The organism is Phormidesmis sp. 146-20, assembly GCF_052939475.1.
Window position 1 is genome coordinate 25,696 of record NZ_JBJPHT010000048.1, and the last position, 19,925, is coordinate 45,620.

Annotated in this window: 11 protein-coding genes and 1 tRNA gene; 8 read left to right on the forward strand and 4 right to left on the reverse strand. The window is 50.9% G+C overall.

Going from position 1 to position 19,925, the window contains the following annotated elements:
* Positions 1 to 5: 5 nt before the first annotated feature.
* Complete coding sequence (locus ACKFKH_RS26575) at positions 6 to 794, reverse strand: thermonuclease family protein (RefSeq protein WP_446861363.1); 789 nt, start codon at positions 792 to 794, stop codon at positions 6 to 8.
* A 567-nt stretch (positions 795 to 1,361) separates the two neighbouring features.
* Between ACKFKH_RS26575 and ACKFKH_RS26580 the strand changes: the two genes are divergently transcribed.
* The 4 genes from ACKFKH_RS26580 (at position 1,362) to ACKFKH_RS26595 (ending at position 4,254) form a co-directional block, all read left to right on the forward strand.
* On the forward strand, positions 1,362 to 1,733 hold the full coding sequence (locus ACKFKH_RS26580) for a hypothetical protein (RefSeq protein ID WP_446861364.1): 372 nt from the start codon (positions 1,362 to 1,364) through the stop codon (positions 1,731 to 1,733).
* A gap of 174 nt (positions 1,734 to 1,907) precedes the next feature.
* Positions 1,908 to 1,979, forward strand: a tRNA-Lys gene (locus ACKFKH_RS26585).
* 147 nt (positions 1,980 to 2,126) lie between these two features.
* The gene (gene aroC / locus ACKFKH_RS26590) at positions 2,127 to 3,206 is read left to right on the forward strand and encodes a chorismate synthase (protein WP_446861365.1); all 1,080 of its coding nucleotides are present in this window, start codon (positions 2,127 to 2,129) and stop codon (positions 3,204 to 3,206) included.
* A gap of 178 nt (positions 3,207 to 3,384) precedes the next feature.
* Positions 3,385 to 4,254, forward strand: coding sequence for a tetratricopeptide repeat protein (locus ACKFKH_RS26595; RefSeq protein WP_446861366.1), 870 nt, complete (start codon positions 3,385 to 3,387; stop codon positions 4,252 to 4,254).
* A 2-nt stretch (positions 4,255 to 4,256) separates the two neighbouring features.
* On the opposite strand, the gene ACKFKH_RS26600 is transcribed toward ACKFKH_RS26595, so the two are convergent.
* From ACKFKH_RS26600 to ACKFKH_RS26610, 3 genes are all read right to left on the reverse strand, one after another.
* Positions 4,257 to 4,631, reverse strand: coding sequence for a hypothetical protein (locus ACKFKH_RS26600; protein ID WP_446861367.1), 375 nt, complete (start codon positions 4,629 to 4,631; stop codon positions 4,257 to 4,259).
* 25 nt (positions 4,632 to 4,656) lie between these two features.
* The gene (locus tag ACKFKH_RS26605) at positions 4,657 to 6,408 is read right to left on the reverse strand and encodes an ABC1 kinase family protein (protein ID WP_446861368.1); all 1,752 of its coding nucleotides are present in this window, start codon (positions 6,406 to 6,408) and stop codon (positions 4,657 to 4,659) included.
* A 296-nt stretch (positions 6,409 to 6,704) separates the two neighbouring features.
* Entirely contained in the window at positions 6,705 to 7,859 is a 1,155-nt protein-coding gene (locus ACKFKH_RS26610) for a DegT/DnrJ/EryC1/StrS family aminotransferase (protein ID WP_446861369.1), read from the reverse strand.
* 483 nt (positions 7,860 to 8,342) lie between these two features.
* Here ACKFKH_RS26610 and gltB point away from each other — a divergent pair, with 483 nt between their 5' ends.
* The 4 genes from gltB to ACKFKH_RS26630 all read left to right on the forward strand — a co-directional run bounded on the left by gltB (position 8,343) and on the right by ACKFKH_RS26630 (position 19,898).
* Positions 8,343 to 12,953 (forward strand): glutamate synthase large subunit, encoded by a 4,611-nt coding sequence (gene gltB / locus ACKFKH_RS26615; RefSeq protein WP_446861370.1) that lies wholly within the window; start codon positions 8,343 to 8,345, stop codon positions 12,951 to 12,953.
* 103 nt (positions 12,954 to 13,056) lie between these two features.
* The gene (gene gltD, locus ACKFKH_RS26620; RefSeq protein ID WP_446861371.1) at positions 13,057 to 14,541 is read left to right on the forward strand and encodes a glutamate synthase small subunit; all 1,485 of its coding nucleotides are present in this window, start codon (positions 13,057 to 13,059) and stop codon (positions 14,539 to 14,541) included.
* A 475-nt stretch (positions 14,542 to 15,016) separates the two neighbouring features.
* Positions 15,017 to 16,447: an efflux RND transporter periplasmic adaptor subunit gene (locus ACKFKH_RS26625; RefSeq protein WP_446861372.1), complete on the forward strand. Its 1,431-nt coding sequence runs from the start codon at positions 15,017 to 15,019 to the stop codon at positions 16,445 to 16,447.
* Positions 16,448 to 16,601: 154 nt separating this feature from the next.
* Positions 16,602 to 19,898: an efflux RND transporter permease subunit gene (locus ACKFKH_RS26630; RefSeq protein WP_446861373.1), complete on the forward strand. Its 3,297-nt coding sequence runs from the start codon at positions 16,602 to 16,604 to the stop codon at positions 19,896 to 19,898.
* Positions 19,899 to 19,925: the final 27 nt, after the last annotated feature.

Sequence of the window (19,925 nt, forward strand, 5' to 3'; positions counted from 1 at the left end):
TCAGCTTATTCACGGAATATCAACTCTTCTGGTTTGTACTGTAGCTTTAATTTGTCTCCGCTGACGCTCATCGCGGTAGAAAATTTAATTGATCTTTGATCGGGAACCGTGAACAAGCGATCGCTTCCTCGTGCTAGAGATTCAACAAACTGCCGCACCGTTTTTGTTTTATTTGAAGGGCGACCGTAGAATGATTCCAGTCGTCGCCATAGTTTTGGAAAGATAGGAGGGAGTTCGGCAAGATTGACTGGCGGTTTGATGGTGACTCCTTTAGTCGATGCATCTTTCGCCCAAATCCCTTTGTCTGCCTGCCGAGCGACTTTCACAGCTTCAGTCATCTCATCCCGCAGTTCTTTATAGAGCGTCTCATAGAACATGGGATAAACCAACCCCTCTATTAGCAGTTGATAATTGATACTTTGCTTAAGTAAGTCGCCCTCTAAGAAAACATCTGTACCATCTGCATTAGGTGAATTGCCTGTAAACACAAAGCAAACAGGTCTGCCGTTTTTGTCCGTGTGGCTAGACAAGATGTATCCTGGCAATCCATTTTTATTACCACCCAATAGTTCAATATTGGCTTCAGTCGCATCGGATGAAAAAGGTTTTTTCGCTGCCTTTTCTAGCGCGTCGATGGCTTCATATCGAAGTTGTACTTCTCCGCCTGGTTTAATATCAACTTGTCCTTCTAACTGGTCAAATAGGGTGTCATCATCAGCCAAAAATCTCACAGAGTCACCATCTGGAAAACCGCTTTTTGGATTGAAGACACCTTTAATGATGAGAAATCCCATTTTCTACTCTCCCAATTTGGTTGCAGTTACAGTTTGTTCTGGTGTGCTTGATTCCTTCTACAATCCTCAAGCTTCCATTTCCGTATTGTCTTCTCTAATCTCCCCCATTCCAGACGACCTCGCCAAATCTGGCGTTGCTGAATCAGGGGATGAATTGCCCAAAGCGGAGAGAAACCCAAGGTTCAAAGTCCCCCAATTTTAGGGGATTTAGGGGGCGAAAAGATGGACACTTTCCACAGATTCATTCCTCCAATCAGCAACGCCCCAAATCCAAAGGCGCTACTCCCTTCAAAAATTGATATTCCAAAAAATCAAAAATCTGTGTAAGATATTCCGCAGGTGGATATCACGCCCCGGAAATCTGATCTGGACAATCGGATCTCCGAGGACTTCCACCTAAGTTAAGAGCACTAACTTCGGAGGCGTTCATGATTGTACTACGTCTGCTTTGCGATGGGATCTTGAAAGGTTGGAATCAAGATCCTGCATACACTTCATACGATGGGGGAACGTTTGAGCCGTCAGCGTTCCTATCCTCTTTGAACTAAATAGAGAGGATAAAACAACATGGCCGTTAGGAGACACCTTCCTGACTCGGTTTCGTTTAGCTTTGAGTTGCAATGCTCGTTAGTGAGACGATACCAAGTTACCGTTACCATGGATTTGCAAGAGCGATTGATTTTTATGCCCTCTGGCATTCTCTCGGATGTCAGGAATTGTATTGAAGAGTTTGTTGAACAATTGAGTGAAGTTGCTTCAAATCAATTAGCCTATCTCAAATGGGATGGCACGAGCGATTTGACCACTGAATATCAAGTGATTCGCGTGTTAGTGGGCTATCAAGTGCAGCGGTCTTTAATGAAGTTCGATATTGTCATGGGCGCTGGTTCACTCATACATTTGGAGGAATTGCACAACAAAAAAATGATCGAACTGTAAAAGCTGAGGGAGTCGATTATCAGAAACAGCCTAACTACTCTTTGCGGGTCACTCGAACTGCGCGATAGGTTGGTTACTCGGCTCCCTTTCTTCAAAACTTGCAGAGGCTCAAAATCTTTTTTCACAAATCTGCTTCAGTGTGCTAAATTTATATACGGCATGGAAATTGCACTAGGGTCGCTAGCTCAGTGGTAGAGCATTCGGCTTTTAACCGACTGGTCCTGGGTTCGAGTCCCAGGCGACCCATTTTTAACAGAGAGTAGGAGATTTCTTCTACTCTTTTTTAATGGCAATCCGTCGGTTGAGAATGAGAGAATAGACGGATCTCGCGTCTGTTGATCCACCCTTTTGGCGATACGATCGCACACATCACACAACTTATCTCACAACACTATGGGCAGCACCTTCGGTCATCTCTTTCGCATCAGCACCTTTGGCGAATCTCACGGGGGCGGCGTTGGGGTCGTGATTGACGGCTGTCCCCCTTTGATTGAGATTTCTCCTCAAGAGATTCAGTTTGAACTCGATCGCCGTCGCCCCGGTCAAAGCAAAATCACCACACCGCGCAAGGAAGCCGATCAGTGTGAAATTCTATCCGGTGTCTTTGAAGGCAAAACTTTGGGCACCCCGATCGCGATTCTTGTTCGCAACAAAGACCAGCGATCGCAGGACTACAGCGAGATGGCTAATACGTATCGTCCGTCTCACGCTGACGCAACCTATGATGCAAAGTATGGCATTCGCAATTGGCAAGGGGGCGGTCGATCGTCGGCGCGAGAAACGATCGGACGAGTGGCAGCAGGCGCGATCGCCAAAAAAATTCTGCGCGAACTGGGGGTCGAAATCATTGCCTATGTAAAACGCATCCAAGAATTGGAGGGTGCGATCGACCCCAACACCGTGACCTTAGAACAGGTCGAAAGCAATATTGTCCGCTGTCCGGATGCTGAGTGCGCCGATCGCATGGTGGACTTGATCGAGCAGATTGGCAAACAGGGCGACTCGGTGGGCGGTGTCGTGGAATGTGTGGCGCGTCATGTTCCCAAAGGTCTGGGAGAGCCTGTGTTTGACAAGTTAGAGGCGGATTTGGCAAAAGCAGTGATGTCTCTACCTGCAACCAAAGGTTTTGAGATTGGCTCTGGGTTTGCAGGGACGCTGATGACCGGGAGTGAACACAACGACGAATTTTATTCAGATAATGGCGAAGTCCGCACCGTGACCAATCGATCGGGCGGAGTGCAGGGGGGCATTTCCAACGGCGAAAATATTCTGCTCCGCATTGCGTTTAAGCCGACGGCCACCATTCGGAAAGAGCAGCGCACGGTCAATGATGAAGGGCAAGAAGTAACGCTGGCAGCAAAAGGTCGTCATGATCCCTGTGTGTTGCCGAGAGCGGTGCCGATGGTGGAAGCGATGGTGGCGCTGGTGCTGTGCGATCATTTGCTGCGTCAGCGCGGGCAGTGTGGGAGATGAGGAAGAACTTTGATGATCGGTTCCCCTTTGGGGGTAATCCGCTTTGCGAGGAGGGATGAGGGATAAAGTCATTTGTAGTGGGATGTCGTGGGAAGGGACGATCTCTTCGAGTTACCCGCAAGGGGTCGCAAAAAAGCGGCTTCCTGTTATGATTGCTGCGATTCATTAAATCATTCTCATGCCTCAGCGATCGCTTCCCTCACTGTTGTCCGTCACTATCTTGATCACAGGCTTTACGTTGGCTCAAGTGCCTGTATTGGCTCAAAGTGGTGGGCAGGCTGAAATTAAGGTGACTCAAGGGTTGCAGTTTATTCAGCAGGGGAGGGTGAACGAAGCGATCGAGTCCTTTCGTCAGGCTACAAAACTCGATCCTAAAATGTCGGCGGCTCACTACAATTTGGGGCTGGCACTGCGGCAACAGGGACAACTTCAAGCATCTGCGACTGCGTTTTATCAAGCGACACAGGCTGATCCAAATTTTGCGCTGGCCTATGCAAATCTGGGAGCGGCGCTGATTGAAGGAAATAACTTGCCCCAGGCGCGAGACTATCTACAGCGATCGCTCGAACTCGACCCCAAACTCGGACTGTCACACTACAATCTAGGGCTGGTCTTAGAACTCCAAAACGACTTACCGGGAGCGATCGCAGCCTTTCGCCAAGCGGCACAGTTCAGTCCCAATGCTCCGGAGCCGCTCTATCACCTGGGATTAGCCTATCGAAAACAGCAGAAATTGGGAGACGCGATCGCGGCCTTTCGGCAGGCGATTCAACGTAATCCTGGGTATGCGGAGGCGCACTATAGTTTGGGATCGATCTTCTTTGTGCAGGGAGATTTGGAAGCGGCGTTGAAAGCGTTTCGGCAATCGTCTCAGGCAAACCCAAATTATGCAAATGCTTACTATGCAGCGGGTCTGGTGTTTATTAAGCAAAACAAATTAAAAGACGCTCAACAGGTTCTCAAATACGCCAAAAACCTGTTTGCGTCTCAAAAAAATCAAACTTGGGCGACAAAGGCAGATCAGCAGCTTCGTCGAATCAGTCGTTAAATCTAGCTTTCAAAGGAATCTAAATCCAGAGCAGCAGAACCGCCGCGATCGAGTTCTGCCAAAATTTTGCCCAATTGCCACCAGACGAGCCAGCCGATAAACACAGTTAAGGGAAGCGCGATCGCATAAGCCAGTTTTGCCGGGAAGCCAAAAATCTCCATCCCAGCGCTCAAAAAGACACAGGAGCCAGCCGCGATGCCCACAAAGGGAATGAGCAGTTGAAACCCTCGCATCTTGGCCAGGCTGCGCGTTGAGCGATTCTTTGACCATTCTTTGACCGAGAGCTTCAGCACCGAATCAAAGGCGAGACCAGAAGTCAGGCTGACAAATAAGCCAAAAGCCAGCAAAACATAAGGAGGATCGGGAAAATAGTACACAGTAGATTAGGGAGAAAGATAGCCTTTACATCCTACCGTTAGAGCGATCGCCCGTCAAAGAAGCCATCGAAGGCAACAGAGCGGCAGTGCCTGCGGTCGAAAAATCAACCAGTGCGCCCAACGCTGCGTCAAATAAGCGGGCAGGCTTGATGTCATCTTTGATCAAATTCCACAGACGACGCACTTCTTCGGTGTGCAGGCGATCGTCTTCCGTCAAGGCAAGCAACAACTGCTGACGCAAAAATCTTCCTTCGTCCGAGAGAATGAATTGTATGCCAAGTTGAGCCGTGGGCAATAGGTCAAAGCCGCTGTCAGACCGGGCGATCGCGATCATATTCTCCAGGCGCTGCCACTGAAATTTGCCGCCTTTGAACAGCACTTCAAGCAGGCGACGACGCAGGGCGGGCGATTCTCCAGTTAGCAATCGACGAGCTACATAGGGATAGCCAATCTCTACGATCTTGAAGTTGGGATTTAGGGTTAGCGCTAATCCTTCTTGAGTGACGAGCGATCGAATGATCAGCGCAAATTTGGCTGGAATGCGAAACGGATACTCATACATCAACTCAGAGAAGCGATCGGTAATCGTCTTGAAGTTGAAATCTCGCACGCTTTCGCCCATGATGTCGCCCAAAACGGATTCCAAAGCGGGGACGATCGGGTGAATGTCTACATCGGGCGTGAGAAATCCCAGGTTGACAAAATCTTTGGCGAGTTCGAGATAATCTTTGTTGATCAGGTGAACGACGGCATCGACCAGCGTTTCTTTAGCGCTTTCTTCTAGCTGATCCATCATGCCAAAGTCAATAAACGCCATCCGCGCATTCGGGAAGGCTTGACTCCCATTGACCGAAGGCGACGGAGCCACAGCGAATAGATTGCCCGGATGCGGATCAGCGTGGAAAAATCCATACTCCAACAACTGTCTCAGCCCAGCCGTCACCCCAATCCGAATCAGCGCGTCGGTGTCGAGTCCGGCTTGTTGAATGCGATCGGTGTCCGTTAGTTTCAGTCCGTCGATCCATTCCAATATCAGCACTCGATTGGTACTGTAGCGCCAAAAGATGGAAGGCACTTTCACCGTGGGGTCGTTGCGGAAGTTGTGGGCGAACTTTTCGGCGTTGCGGCCTTCGTTTAGATAGTCAATTTCTTCAAACAGCTTGGTGCCAAACTCGTCCACAATCAGCGTCAGGTCGTGCCCCAGATTGAGCGGTAGCCACGGTGAAATCCAGCCTGCGGCCCAGCGCATCAGCAGCAAATCGAGCGTGAGAATCGGCAGCAAATTGGGACGCTGCACCTTGACCGCAACCGTTTCGCCTGAGTGGAGACGCGCTTTATAGACCTGCGCCAAACTCGCGGCGGCCACGGGATCGGGAGAAATTTCGGCAAAAATATCGTCCAGGGTGTCGTCTAGCTGCGTCTCAACGATCCGAAAGGCAATTTCGTTGGGGAAAGGCGGCAGTTGGTCTTGCAGTTTCACCAGTTCGTCTAAAAAGTCTTGCCGGATCAGATCGGGACGAGTAGACAGCGCTTGACCGACTTTAATGAAGGTTGGCCCCAGGACAGTCAGAATATTTCTCAACTGAGCGGCCCGGCGTAGCTTGTTGGCTTCGACCTGATGTTGCCAATCGTCCCATTTCAGTCCAAGGATAAAGCCCAAAAAAAGTCCGGTGACTCTCAAAGCTCGCCAGATGGCTCTCCAGGGGCGATATCGATAATATTGGGCGATCGCCGCCGCGTCGTAGCATTTTAATTGAGTGAGGGAAGTTTGACCCACGTTCTACACTGCCTTTCAAGACTAAAGTGGATGCCAGAGCATCAATAGCAGTCAGGCGCTTTTGAAGGTAGAACTTCTACGGCTACAAAAACAAGTGATTATCAAAAGTTGCGGAAAGTTCCGACTGTTATAACTGCTATTAATGTTTACTATTTGTTACCTTTTACCCAATTCTAGTATGGAAAACTACAACTTTCTTGCTTTAAATTTGATTGGTGCAATAGAGTCTCAAATCCTCATAGATGAGAAGATTTGACCATTTTGATGAATTTTTTTGCTCAAGAAATAGCATTGATTCAGGTTAAGCAATCTTTCAAACTGTAAACAACTTGATCCTGCTGGGCGATCGACAGTTCGGGAAACATCGGCAAAGAGAGCACTTCACGAGCCGCCCGATCGGAGTGAGGCAACTGACCCACCTGATAGCCCAAAGACTTGTAAATCGGCTGCAAATGGAGCGGCAGCGGATAATAGATCATCGAGTTCACGCCCTTAGACTGAAGCTGAGTGCGGAGTCGATCTCTTCGGGTTACCCGCAAGGGGTCGGGGTGTGAGAGGTTCCCTGGCTCGCCGTCTAGCACTCGAATCGTGTACTGATTCCAGACTCCTGTTCCGCCTGTGGGAGGTTGAGGAAGCACAATGCCCGGAATCGGACTGAGCAACTGATGATAGCGATCGGCCACCTTGCGTCTCTGCTGATTCCACTCGTCCAGGTAGCGCAATTTAATTTGGAGAATGACCGCTTGCACGGCATCAAGTCGGCTGTTTACGCCAAAGGCCTCGTGATAGTAGCCGCTTCTCCGCCCGTGGTCGCGCAGCATTCTCACCGTCGCCGCCATCTCTGGATTATTCGTCGTTACTGCGCCGCCATCTCCACAAGCGCCTAGATTCTTGGTGGGGTAAAAACTGAAACAGCCAATCTGCCCAATGCTGCCAACTTTTTGACTCGCCCAGTCTGCCCCGGTTGCTTGAGCGCAGTCTTCGATGACAAATAGATTGTGAGCTTGAGCGATTGCCATCAGTCGCGTCATCTCCACAGGCTGACCAAACAGGTGAACCGGAATAATGGCTTTGGTTTTGGGGGTGAGGGCCGCCTCGATCTGCTCCAGATCCAGGTTAAAAGTGGAAGGGTCGATGTCTACAAAAACGGGGGTGGCTCCTGCTTGACTGATTGTTTCCCCGGTGGCGACAAAGGTGAAGGGCGTGGTGATTACCTCATCTCCGGCTCCAATGTTGAGGGCGCGTAGGGCGAGATAAAGGGCATCCGTCCCCGAATTGCAGGCTACACAGTCTGAAACTCCGATGTAGGCGGCGAGTTGCTGCTCAAAATTTTCAATGTTTGCGCCCCCAATATAACGACCAGAGGCCAGCACTTCTAAGACTGCCTGATTGATTTCTGCGCCGATCGTTTGAAACTGTTCGGAGAGGTCAAAGGGGGGAATGGTATTCACTCTTGCACCACAAGCTTTGGGCGTAAATCTGCTCTGATAAAGGATCTGATAAAGGAATTACAGGAGGAACTCCAGGATTCTCTAAGCAGTTAGACTGTAGAACTTTCTAATTGTTTCAACAAACCTGTGATCTGGCAAGACGGAACCTGAATCGATTCAAAAGAGGTTTGAAAAGAGGTTTTTGTGAGAATTGGTTTGATTGCGATCGCCCAACCTGTGCGACAAAAGGAACGCTAATTCCTCAATTGTTGACGATCGATGACCATTAATTTAGCTGAGGAAGCAATCTTGTAGAATCTGTAAAAGGGGGTGTATTCCTTTCTGTGGGGGATTTCTAAAGTTTTGCCGGAGTATTTTTCTCTACGCAAGATGGCGCAACAAAATGACAACTTTGTTAAGACAGACGATTCTTGCTCAGAGTCGTTAGAGAATCCTATATTACCCTCTCGATCACATCGTCATTTGCTACGCCGAGGCTTCCTAATGAATATGAATGAACTGCCACCACAGCAGGGCTTGTACGATCCGCAGTTCGAGCATGATGCTTGCGGAGTTGGCTTTATTGTCCACATGAAAGGGGAAAAATCCCACGCGATCGTTGAGCAAGCCCTGACAATTTTAGAAAATCTGGAACATCGCGGTGCTTGCGGCTGTGAAACCAATACGGGCGACGGGGCAGGGATTTTACTCCAGGTGCCTCACAAGTTTCTCAAAAAGGTGGCGGCTGAGGTCGAGATTACCCTTCCTGATCCCGGTCAGTATGGGGTGGGGATGATCTATGGGTCGCCTGATCCGGTACAGCGAGAAAAGGGACGGCGGATTTTTGAGCAGATTGTCGCGCAAGAAGGGCAGAAGGTGCTTGGCTGGCGGGATGTACCGACGGATCATTCCTCAATGGGCGAAACGGCTAAATCGAGCGAACCGTTTATGCAGCAGGTGTTTATTGATCGCGCTGCTGACTTGGCGAATGATCTGGCGTTTGAGCGCAAGCTGTATGTGATTCGGAAGCGATCGCACAATGCCATTCGCGTACCAAGGATCGATCCATTCTGGTATCCCGCGAGTTTGTCATGCCGGACGATCGTCTACAAAGGCATGTTGATGACGGCTCAGGTGGGGCAGTATTATTCTGATCTGCACGATCCCGATCTAGAAAGCGCTTTGGGGTTGGTGCATTCTCGATTTAGTACGAATACGTTTCCGAGTTGGGAGCGATCGCATCCCTATCGCTACATTGCTCACAACGGCGAAATTAATACCCTGCGCGGCAATATCAATTGGATGAATGCGCGTCAATCGCTGTTTGAGTCGGAATTATTTGGCGACGATCTCAAAAAAGTGCAGCCTGTGATCAACGTCGAGGGGAGCGATTCCACCATTTTTGACAATGCGTTAGAACTGCTGGTGTTGGCGGGTCGATCGCTGCCGCATTCCGTCATGATGATGATCCCAGAACCGTGGACGGCGCACGAGTCGATGAGCGATGAGAAAAAGGCGTTTTATGAGTACCATTCCTGTTTGATGGAACCGTGGGATGGGCCAGCCTCGATCGCGTTCACGGATGGCACGATGATTGGAGCGGTGCTCGATCGCAATGGGCTGCGGCCGTCTCGCTATTACGTCACCAAAGATAACCTGGTGATCATGGCTTCTGAGGCAGGCGTGTTGGAGATTGAACCGGAACGGATTGCGCTCAAAGGTCGGCTAGAACCGGGTCGCATGTTCTTGGTGAATATGGAAGAGGGGCGGATTGTTGCGGATGATGAGATCAAAACTCAGATCGCCACTCAGCAACCCTACCGCGAATGGATCAATCAACACATGGTTGAACTGTCGCAACTGCAAGACGCACCTGTTTTGGAATCCGATCCGAATACGGTAATGCAGCGTCAGTTAGCATTTGGATACACGTTTGAAGAATTGCGGTTACTCCTAACGCCAATGGCCAAAGATGGCGTTGAGGCCGTGGGTGCAATGGGAGCAGACACGCCGTTATCCGTTCTCTCAAATCGTCCGAAACTGCTTTACGATTATTTTCAGCAATTGTTTGCACAGGTGACAAATCCGCCGATCGATTCCATTCGTGAAGAAATTATCACATCGGCAGAAACCACGATCGGGGCAGAAGGAAATCTCCTCAACCCACAACCCGAAAGCTGTCACCTGATCGAATTGAAAACGCCCATTCTCAGCAATGCAGAGTTGGCGAAATTAAAACACGTTTCCGAAGGCAATTTCAAATCGGTGACGCTGCCCATGTTGTTCGATCCCAAAGCAGGTGCGGTCGGACTGGAGCAAGCGATCGAGTCGATCTGTTCTCAAGCCAATCAAGCGATCGCAGCGGGGGCAAATATTCTGATTTTGTCCGATCGCGATGTGGATGCTAATAACGCCCCAATTCCCGCGCTGTTAGCCGTTGCCGGACTGCATCACCATCTAATTCGTCAGGGCACTCGTACCAAAGTTGGGCTGGTTCTCGAATCGGGCGAACCGCGAGAAGTGCATCACTACGCATCGCTGATTGGCTATGGCTGCGGGGCGATCAATCCCTATCTGGCATTTGAAACGATCGAGGCGATGATTCGTCAAGGGTCGCTGGTTGGTGTTGAGTTCCCAACTGCGTGTAAAAACTATGTCAAAGCGGCGACCAAAGGCGTTGTCAAGGTCGCTTCCAAAATTGGAATTTCCACGTTACAAAGTTATCGAGGCGCACAGATTTTTGAAGCGATCGGTTTAAGCCAATCCCTTGTAGATAAGTATTTCTCCTGGACAGCTTCTCGTATTCAAGGTGCTGGTCTAGAAGTGATTGCTCAAGAAGCGATTTTGCGTCACAGTCATGCGTTTCCCGATCGCGAAGTCAACGGTCACACGCTGGATGTCGGCGGCGACTATCAGTGGCGCAAAGAAGGCGAGGCGCATCTGTTTAGCCCGCAAACTATTCACACGCTGCAAAAAGCGGTACGAGAAGATCGCTACGACCTCTACAAGCAATATGCTCTTCTGGTCAACGAACAAAATCAACAGCGCTTTACATTGCGGGGAATGCTGCAATTTAAGCCGCGTCAGCCCGTCCCGATTGAGGAAGTGGAATCGATCGAAGCAATTATGAAACGCTTTAAAACGGGCGCGATGAGCTACGGTTCGATTTCGCAGGAAGCGCACGAATCGCTGGCGATCGCAATGAATCGCATCGGCGGCAAATCCAACACGGGCGAAGGCGGCGAAGATCCCGATCGCTACACCTGGACAAACGATCGCGGCGATTCTAAAAACAGTGCGATCAAACAAGTGGCTTCGGGTCGATTTGGGGTCACCAGCCTGTATCTCTCTCAGGCACAGGAAATTCAGATCAAAATGGCTCAGGGCGCAAAGCCGGGAGAAGGCGGACAGCTACCCGGCAAAAAGGTCTATCCCTGGATTGCCAAAGTTCGGCACTCAACGCCGGGAGTGGGCTTAATTTCGCCGCCTCCGCACCATGACATCTACTCGATCGAAGACCTCGCCGAGTTGATTCACGACCTCAAAAACGCCAACCGTTCCGCTCGCATCAGCGTCAAACTGGTGTCAGAAGTGGGGGTGGGAACGATCGCCGCTGGGGTTGCCAAAGCTCACGCCGATGTCGTCCTGATTTCTGGATTTGATGGGGGAACGGGCGCGTCGCCGCAGACTTCGATCAAACATGCGGGGCTGCCCTGGGAATTGGGACTCGCTGAAACGCATCAAACGCTGGTCTTGAATAATCTGCGATCGCGGATCGTCATCGAAGCCGATGGTCAGATGAAAACAGGTCGTGATGTCGTTGTAGCAGCACTTCTGGGCGCTGAAGAGTTTGGATTTGCCACCGCTCCTTTGGTGACCTTGGGCTGCATTATGATGCGCGTCTGTCACCTCAACACCTGCCCCGTCGGCGTAGCGACTCAAGATCCCCAACTTCGCAAAAACTTTAGCGGCGACCCAGCACACACCGTCAACTTCATGAATTTCATTGCTCAAGAAGTCCGGGAACTGATGGCGCAGTTGGGTTTCCGTACCCTCAACGAAATGGTGGGACGCACGGATGTTCTGGAACCGCAGCAGGCATTCGCGCACTGGAAAGCCAAAGGTCTGGACTTCTCCAAGATTCTCTATCAGCCAGAAGTCGGGGACGATGTAGGGCGGTTTTGCCAGATTCCTCAAGATCACGGCTTAGAGAAATCGTTGGATATGACCGTCTTGTTGGAGTTGTGTGAGGAGGCGATCTCTTCGAGATACCCGCAAGGGGTCGCTTCCTCGACTCCCGTCAAAGCCACCCTGCCGATCCGCAATGTCAACCGCGCCGTCGGCACCATTCTCGGCAATGAAATCACCAAACGTCACTGGCAAGGCCTCCCCGAAGACACGATTCATCTTCACTTTCAGGGCAGCGCAGGTCAGAGTTTTGGCGCATTCGTCCCCAAAGGAGTCACGCTGGAGCTAGAAGGCGACGCAAACGACTACTTTGGCAAAGGACTGAGCGGCGGCAAGATTCTTCTCTATCCGCCCAAAGCTTCCACCTTCATCGCTGAAGACAATGTGATCATCGGCAACGTCGCTCTCTATGGCGCAACCTCTGGTGAAGTCTACATTCGAGGCATGGCAGGCGAACGGTTTGCTGTCCGAAATTCTGGTGTAAATGTCGTCGTGGAAGGCGTGGGCGATCACGGTTGCGAATATATGACAGGCGGCAAGGTGGTTGTTTTGGGCAAAACTGGACGCAACTTTGCAGCAGGCATGAGCGGTGGAGTGGCGTACATTCTTGATGAACAGGGCAACTTTGCGACTCGCTGCAACACCCAAATGGTTGGACTTGAGACGCTAGAAGACCCTGAAGAAATCGAGGCGCTTCGCCAACTGATTCAGCGTCATGCTGACTACACCCAAAGTCAAAAAGCTGCTCAAGTTCTCGCCAACTGGGACGACTGCATTCCTCAATTCGTCAAAGTTATGCCCAGAGACTACAAGCGAGTTTTGCAAGCCCTCAAGAAAGCCGAAGCAGACGGATTAAGCGGTGACGACGCGCTGATCGCTGCTTTTGAAGAAAACGCCCGCGACCTCACGCGCATCGGCGGCAGCTAAATTAAGCCATCAACTTTGATTTCTCTAACTTCGCTGCTGGATGACGTTAGGGAAACTTTACCGACCATCTCTCACAGTTTTTCATCCCTCATCCCTCACAACTATGGGCAAGCCAACCGGATTTATCGAATTTCTACGCGAGTCTCCCTCAGAACGATCGCCCCTCGATCGCATTCACAATTGGGACGAGTTTCATTTGCCGATGCCTGAAGAGAGTCTTCGGATTCAGGGCGCACGCTGTATGGACTGTGGCATTCCCTTTTGTCATACAGGAACGGTGATCAGCGGCATGGCCAGCGGCTGTCCGGTGAATAATCTGATTCCGGAATGGAACGATCTGGTGTATCGCGGTCTGTGGAAGGAAGCGCTCGATCGCCTGCACAAAACCAACAATTTCCCAGAATTTACGGGTCGAGTTTGTCCGGCTCCCTGTGAAGGGGCGTGCGTTTTGGGCATCAACAATCCGCCTGTGACGATTAAGAATATCGAGTACTCGATCGTCGATAAAGGCTGGCAAGAAGGCTGGATCGTTCCAGAGCCGCCCACCAAACGCACCGGGAAAAAGGTTGCTGTTATTGGATCTGGCCCGGCGGGATTGTCTGCGGCCGCTCAACTCAATAAAGCTGGACATTGGGTGACGGTGTATGAACGCGCCGATCGTCCCGGTGGACTCTTGATGTACGGCATTCCCAACATGAAGTTGGACAAACAAGAAGTCGTGATGCGCCGTCTCAAAGTGCTGGAAGACGAAGGCGTGAAGTTCATTTGCAATACTGAAGTGGGAAAGGATTTGCCTGTTGAAACATTGCTCAAGGATTTCGATTCTGTCGTGCTGTGTACTGGGGCGACTCGACCACGGGATTTGGCGATCGACGGTCGTCACCTAAAAGGCATTCACTTTGCAATGGACTTTCTCACCGCCAACACCAAAGCCGTTTTGGATGGCAACCCGCCCGCAGACTTCATTTCAGCCGAAGGGAAAGACGTTGTAATCATCGGCGGCGGCGACACAGGAACGGACTGCGTAGGTACCTCCATTCGTCACGGCTGCAAGAGTCTCGAACAACTCGAAATCTTACCCAAACCGCCCACCGAACGCGCTGCCGACAACCCCTGGCCCGAATGGCCCAAAGTCTATCGTCTCGACTACGGGCAAGAAGAAGCGGCGGCTCAGTTTGGCGAAGATCCCCGTGGCTATTTGACGACGGCAACCCACTTTGAAGACGACGAAGCCGGACAGGTGAAAGCCGTTCACACCGTGCAGGTACAGTGGGCGAGAAATGAAAAGGGACAGTTTATTCCCCAGCAAATTCCTGGCACCGAAAAGGTTCTTCCCGCGCAGCTTGTCCTATTAGCGATGGGCTTTCTCGGCCCCGAACAGCCCCTTTTGGATGCACTCGGACTGGAGCGGGATGTTCGCAGCAACGTCAAAGCTGACCACGAACAATACACGACCAGCATTCCAGGCGTATTTGCGGCGGGGGACTGTCGGCGGGGTCAAAGCCTAGTCGTTTGGGCGTTTAACGAAGGCCGCGGTGTGGCGCGTGAATGCGATCGCTATCTGATGGGCAGCACCGATTTGCCCTAGACTCTAAATCCAACAATCCTCAAAACTGTAGGGTGGGTCGAACCTTGCAAAACGCACCGATCTAAGTTAGCCGTGCGCTTCCATCGTTTGATACGCCCTACAGACAACGAGTTTTGATTCACGATCGTGAGGGGTGCGTTTCGTGCGGCCTAACTCCCTACGAGAAAGATAGGTTTGCGGTTTCTCAAGGCGTGAGATTCTCGACACCTCAACTTGAGATTTCTAGCTCAGAACCCTTTAGGAGTGGAGAATTTGAGAGCAAAAGCGCTGAATCAGAGGATAGAAGCTTTTACTAGACGCTTTGTTTTGACCTCCAACTACACCAAAAGGATGAGGTCAAATAATTCGTACACGTAGTAGTATAATCAACGGATGATTTAGCTCTTTGGTGGGATTTCTCTTCATTCCCTAGCAGGTTGGACAAATCTTCCGCTTGTGCTAACTCAATAGCCTCTTCGTAGCTGGAACCTGACTTATGAGCGCTGAAGAAACCAACCGAAACCTGACTCGTCAACCGATTATTGTAGAAACGCCCATTCCCGATCGCGCTCCTCCTCCTCGCTGGCGTAAGTTTTTGTTGCCTGCAATCATCATTTTGGCCCTCCTGGGGGGCATCGGTTGGATTGTGTTTAGTCGGATCATTTTGCCGATGATCTTTGCCAGTCAGATGAAGCCGCAAGCGACTCCCGTCCCGTTGTCTAATCCAAAAACGGCGACGATCGAAGACAGTTCAGATTATGCGGCGACGTTGGATTCGCGTCAGTCGGTGACTTTGCAACCACAGGCTTCGGGGCGAGTCAGTGCGATCAATGTTAAGGCGGGCGATCGCGTTCAAGCCGGACAGGTGCTTTTACAAATCAATGCGGCAGAACAGCAGGCCCAGGTTGCCAGTCGGCGATCGGCGGCCGAAACGGCGGCGGCTGAAATTGATACGGCGCAAGCGGATGTGGCCAGCGCTGAGGATACCTTGAAATCGCTTCAGGCGAGTCGAGCGGCGGCGGCGGCAGATGTACAACTGAGACAGCAGGAATATGCGCGATATCAGGATTTGTTTCGGCAAGGGGCCACCAGTCGGCAAATTCTTGACCAGCAGTTAAATCAATTGCGAACCGCTCAGGCAGATTTACAAAAAGCCGATGCCGACATTCAGGCTCAACGATCAGCGATCAATCGCGCTCAGTCCACCGTCAGTCGCAATCGACGCGCTTTTGAGCAGTCCCAAGCTACCATTGCCGAGGGGCAGGCTCAACTGCAAAATTACACGGTTGTCGCTCCATTTTCGGGGACGATCGGCGACATTCCTATTAAGGTGGGGGATACCGTCAGTCCCACGACGCAGTTGCTTACTGTAACGCAAAATCAGCAGTTAGAAATTCAGATTCAGGTGCCGTTGGAGCGATCGTCGGCGCTGCGAGTCGGGTTACCTGTCAAACTACTGGACGATCAAAATAAAGCGGTGCAGAACGGGAGAATTTCTTTTGTCGCTCCGAATGTCGATCCCACTACGCAGTCTGTGCAGGCAAAAGCGACTTTTAGCAATGTGGGCAATTTGCGAACGTCCCAGTTTGTGAGAGCTAGAGTCGTTTGGAGCAATCGTCCGGGTGTGGTGGTGCCAACGAGTGCAATTTCTCGATTGGGCGGTAGAGACTTTATCTTTGTGGCGGCTCCCTTTAGCGAATCGGGCTGTCAGGCTCCCGCAGCCTCCCCTAGTGGCCCACCTGCCAGCGTGCCTCCTGATCAGCTTGTCGCAGCCCAAAAACCTATCACGTTAGGTAAGATCGTCGGCAACGATCAAGAAATCACAGAAGGACTGACCGCCAACGATCGCATTGTCACATCAGGAATTCTACAACTGCAAAACTGTGCGCCGATCGCCGAAGCGCCCCCTGCCCCGGCTGCTAAATAGCCAATTTGGTTTCAATCTCATTCTTTTGCTAAACACTGAACGAGGTGTTTGATTTACTTTGTGAGACGGTGTGATTTTCGTATTCCACGTCTCATTGTCATCAGTTCACAGTTCTATTTCGATTGCCTGTTAGAATCCTCTACCGTCACAGACTATGATTCTGTCGATTTCTAATTTCTTTATCCAGCGTCCCGTATTCTCAACAGTGTGTTCGATCGTGATCACGCTACTGGGAATTGCCTGTATTCCAACGCTGTCGATCGCGCAGTATCCTGAAATTGCTCCCCCCCAAGTCAGCGTCACCTCTAACTACACAGGCGCAAACGCAGAAGTCGTCGAATCGACCGTCACCAACATTCTGGAACGGGAGCTAAACGGCATCAACGGGGTGAAGTACATCAAATCCACCAGTGCCAATACAGGAACCAGCAGCATCAACCTGACCTTTGATCTGGGACGCGACCAGGATCTAGCAGCCGTGGATGTGCAAAATCGCGTTTCTACCGTTCTGTCTCGCTTGCCTGGGCCAGTTACCCAAACCGGAGTGCAGGTCGTCAAGGCCAACAATAACTTTTTGCTGGCGATCGGGCTGTACGCTGAAATTGACGAAAAAACAGGCAAAGACAAATACGACGACATCTATCTCAGCAACTACGCCGATCTCTATTTAGCTGATGCCGTTAAGCGGATCAAAGGCGTGGGCGGCGTACAGATTTTTGGCGAACGCAAATACGCCATGCGGCTATGGCTCGATCCAGAACGATTAGCCAGTCGCAATCTGACTCCTCAAGATGTGGTCGCCGCCTTACAAGAACAAAACCTGCAAGTGGGAGCCGGACAAATTGGACAACCGCCTGCGCCATCTGGTCAGCAGTATCAATTTTCTGTGACGGCTCAAGGTCGCCTCAAAGATGCTGAAGAGTTTGGCAATGTGGTGATCAAATCTGCCAGCAATGGAGCGTTAGTTCGATTTAAAGATGTCGGTCGTGCAGAATTGGGAGCAGAAAATTACGGTTCAGTTTTGCGATTTACTCCTAACGATCGCGTCACTCACAGAGGGGTTGGACTCGGCATCAATCAACAGTTTGGTAGCAATGCGCTGGATGTGGCTGATGCGGTCAAGGCAGAAATGCTGAACTTGTCCAAAAGCTTTCCCCCAGGGATTCGCTATGCCATTGCCTTTGACACGACGACCTTTATTCAAGCGGGTACTCAAGAAGTCGTGCAATCGCTGATCGAGGCAGTCGTGCTAGTTGTTGTGATTTTGTTTTTGTTTTTGCAGAACTGGCGATCGGCACTCATTACTGCCATTGTGATTCCCGTTGCGTTTATTGGCACCTTTATCTTCGTTAAACTGTTGGGGTTCTCAATCAACACGCTGACGCTATTTGGTTTAACGTTGGCAACGGGATTGGTCGTGGACGATGCGATCGTGATTATCGAAGATATTAGCCGTCGCATTCAAGATGAAGGGATGAATCCGCGTGAAGCGGCAATGGAATCGATGAATGTGCTGTTTGGTGTAGTCATCGCAACTTCACTCGTTCTGATTACCGTATTTGTGCCCGTTGCATTCTTTCCAGGAACTACAGGACAGCTTTATCGACAGTTTGCACTGACGATCGCTTTTTCTGTTACCGTTTCTACCTTTAATGCAGTCACGTTCACGCCGATGTTGTCTGCTGTGTTGCTCAAGCCTGGACAAACTCCGAATAATTGGTTTTTTAATCGGATCAACTGGGCGATCGACAAAACGCGAGATGGCTATGCGCGGGGCGTGACGCAGGCGATTCGGATGAAACGAGTGGTGATCATCGGGTTTTCACTGGCGCTGGTTCTCACGTATTTCGTCTACAACTTCGTCCCCAAGGCGTTCATCCCCGATGAAGATCAGGGCGTTTTTATTACGATCGTGCAGGCTCCTGAAGGCGTATCGCTTGACTACACGGAAAAAGTTTTAGAAAAAGCGGAAGCCATTCTCAAACAGCAGCCCGAAATTTCAAACATCTTTGCGGTGGGGGGATTTAGCTTTAGTGGAGCCACACCCAACAATGGCTTGATTTTCTCAACGCTAAAACCGTGGGACGAGCGATCGGGGCCCAATCAGTCTCTACAAGCGATTATTGGTGGATTTTTTCCGCAGCCTAGTGGGTTGTTTCCCAAATTGGCTTCGATTCAAGAAGCGGTCGTCTTGCCGTTTAACCTGCCTGCCATTCCCGGAATCGGTAACTTTGGGGGATTTGAGTTTCACCTGCAAGACCGCACCGGATTGGGATTTGGGGCCTTGGGCGAGACGTTGGGCAAATTTTTAGGACGGGCGACGACTTATCCTACCGCTCAAAGCCCAGAACTCACCGGACTGCGACCCAACTTTAACGCCAACACGCCGCAGATTTCGGTTGAGGTGGATCGAGTTCGTGCCAGCCAGCTACAAGTCTCGCTGCAAGACATTTTCAACACGCTGCAAATCTTTTTGGGTTCGGCTTATGTGAATGATTTTAACCAGTTCGATCGCGCTTATCGGGTCTATGTGCAGGCTGACAGTCAGTTTCGCGCTAACCCAGATGACATCAAGCGGCTGTATGTTCGCAGTGCCAGCGTGAATGGCGCTCCGGGTAGGATGATTCCATTAGGCAATTTGGTGAAAGTGACGCAGACGATCGGCCCGTCAATTATCAACCACTACAACCTGTTTCGATCCGTGGAAATCAACGGAGCTGCCGCACCCGGATCGAGTTCGGGGCAAGCGATTACTGCGATGGAAGCGGTTGCCAGAGAAACGCTGCCCAGAGGATTTGGTTATGAGTGGTCGGGGCTGTCTCTGGAGGAACTCGAATCAGGCGGTGCCGCAGTGTTTATCTTTGCTTTGGGCATTACCTTCGTGTTTCTGACTTTGGCGGCTCAATATGAAAGCTACATCGATCCGTTGATCATCATGCTCACGGTGCCGCTTGCAATTCTTGGCGCATTGATGGCTGTGTTGCTTAAGGGAACCGCCAACGATGTCTATACGCAAATCGGATTTGTGATGCTGATCGGGATGGCCAGTAAGAACGCGATTTTGATTGTTGAGTTTGCCAATGAAGAGCGCGAGAAAGGCTTGAGCATTGTCCAATCGGTTACGGAGGCCTGTCGCGAACGGTTGCGTCCCATCTTGATGACGGCGATTTCGACCACGATGGGGGCAGTTCCTCTCGTCTTGGCAAGTGGGCCGGGAGCGTCGGCTAGACAATCTTTGGGATCGGCGATCGTCGGTGGAATGTGTGTGGCTACTGTGTTGAGTTTGTTTATTGTCCCTGTCTTGTATGTGGTGATCAAGTCAGCAGAAGGTCGAATCCGCAAATTGCCCCAGCCTGCTCCAGCGAATGTTTCGTTTGATGGGTCGCTCGACGGTCATGACGGCTCCAAACCTGTTGTCACTCGACAAGCGGGCGATCGCTTACCCAAGTAAGGCGGTGTCACCCTGTGAATTCGATGA

Bases quoted from the DNA above. Each gene is read 5' to 3' on its own strand.
- ACKFKH_RS26580 (WP_446861364.1), top strand. From the start codon at position 1,362: ATGGCCGTTAGGAGACACCTTCCTGACTCGGTTTCGTTTAGCTTTGAG.
- gltD (WP_446861371.1), top strand. From the start codon at position 13,057: ATGGGCAAGCCAACCGGATTTATCGAATTTCTACGCGAGTCTCCCTCA.
- ACKFKH_RS26575 (WP_446861363.1), bottom strand. From the start codon at position 794: ATGGGATTTCTCATCATTAAAGGTGTCTTCAATCCAAAAAGCGGTTTT.
- ACKFKH_RS26595 (WP_446861366.1), top strand. From the start codon at position 3,385: ATGCCTCAGCGATCGCTTCCCTCACTGTTGTCCGTCACTATCTTGATC.
- aroC (WP_446861365.1), top strand. From the start codon at position 2,127: ATGGGCAGCACCTTCGGTCATCTCTTTCGCATCAGCACCTTTGGCGAA.
- ACKFKH_RS26625 (WP_446861372.1), top strand. From the start codon at position 15,017: ATGAGCGCTGAAGAAACCAACCGAAACCTGACTCGTCAACCGATTATT.
- gltB (WP_446861370.1), top strand. From the start codon at position 8,343: ATGAATATGAATGAACTGCCACCACAGCAGGGCTTGTACGATCCGCAG.
- ACKFKH_RS26630 (WP_446861373.1), top strand. From the start codon at position 16,602: ATGATTCTGTCGATTTCTAATTTCTTTATCCAGCGTCCCGTATTCTCA.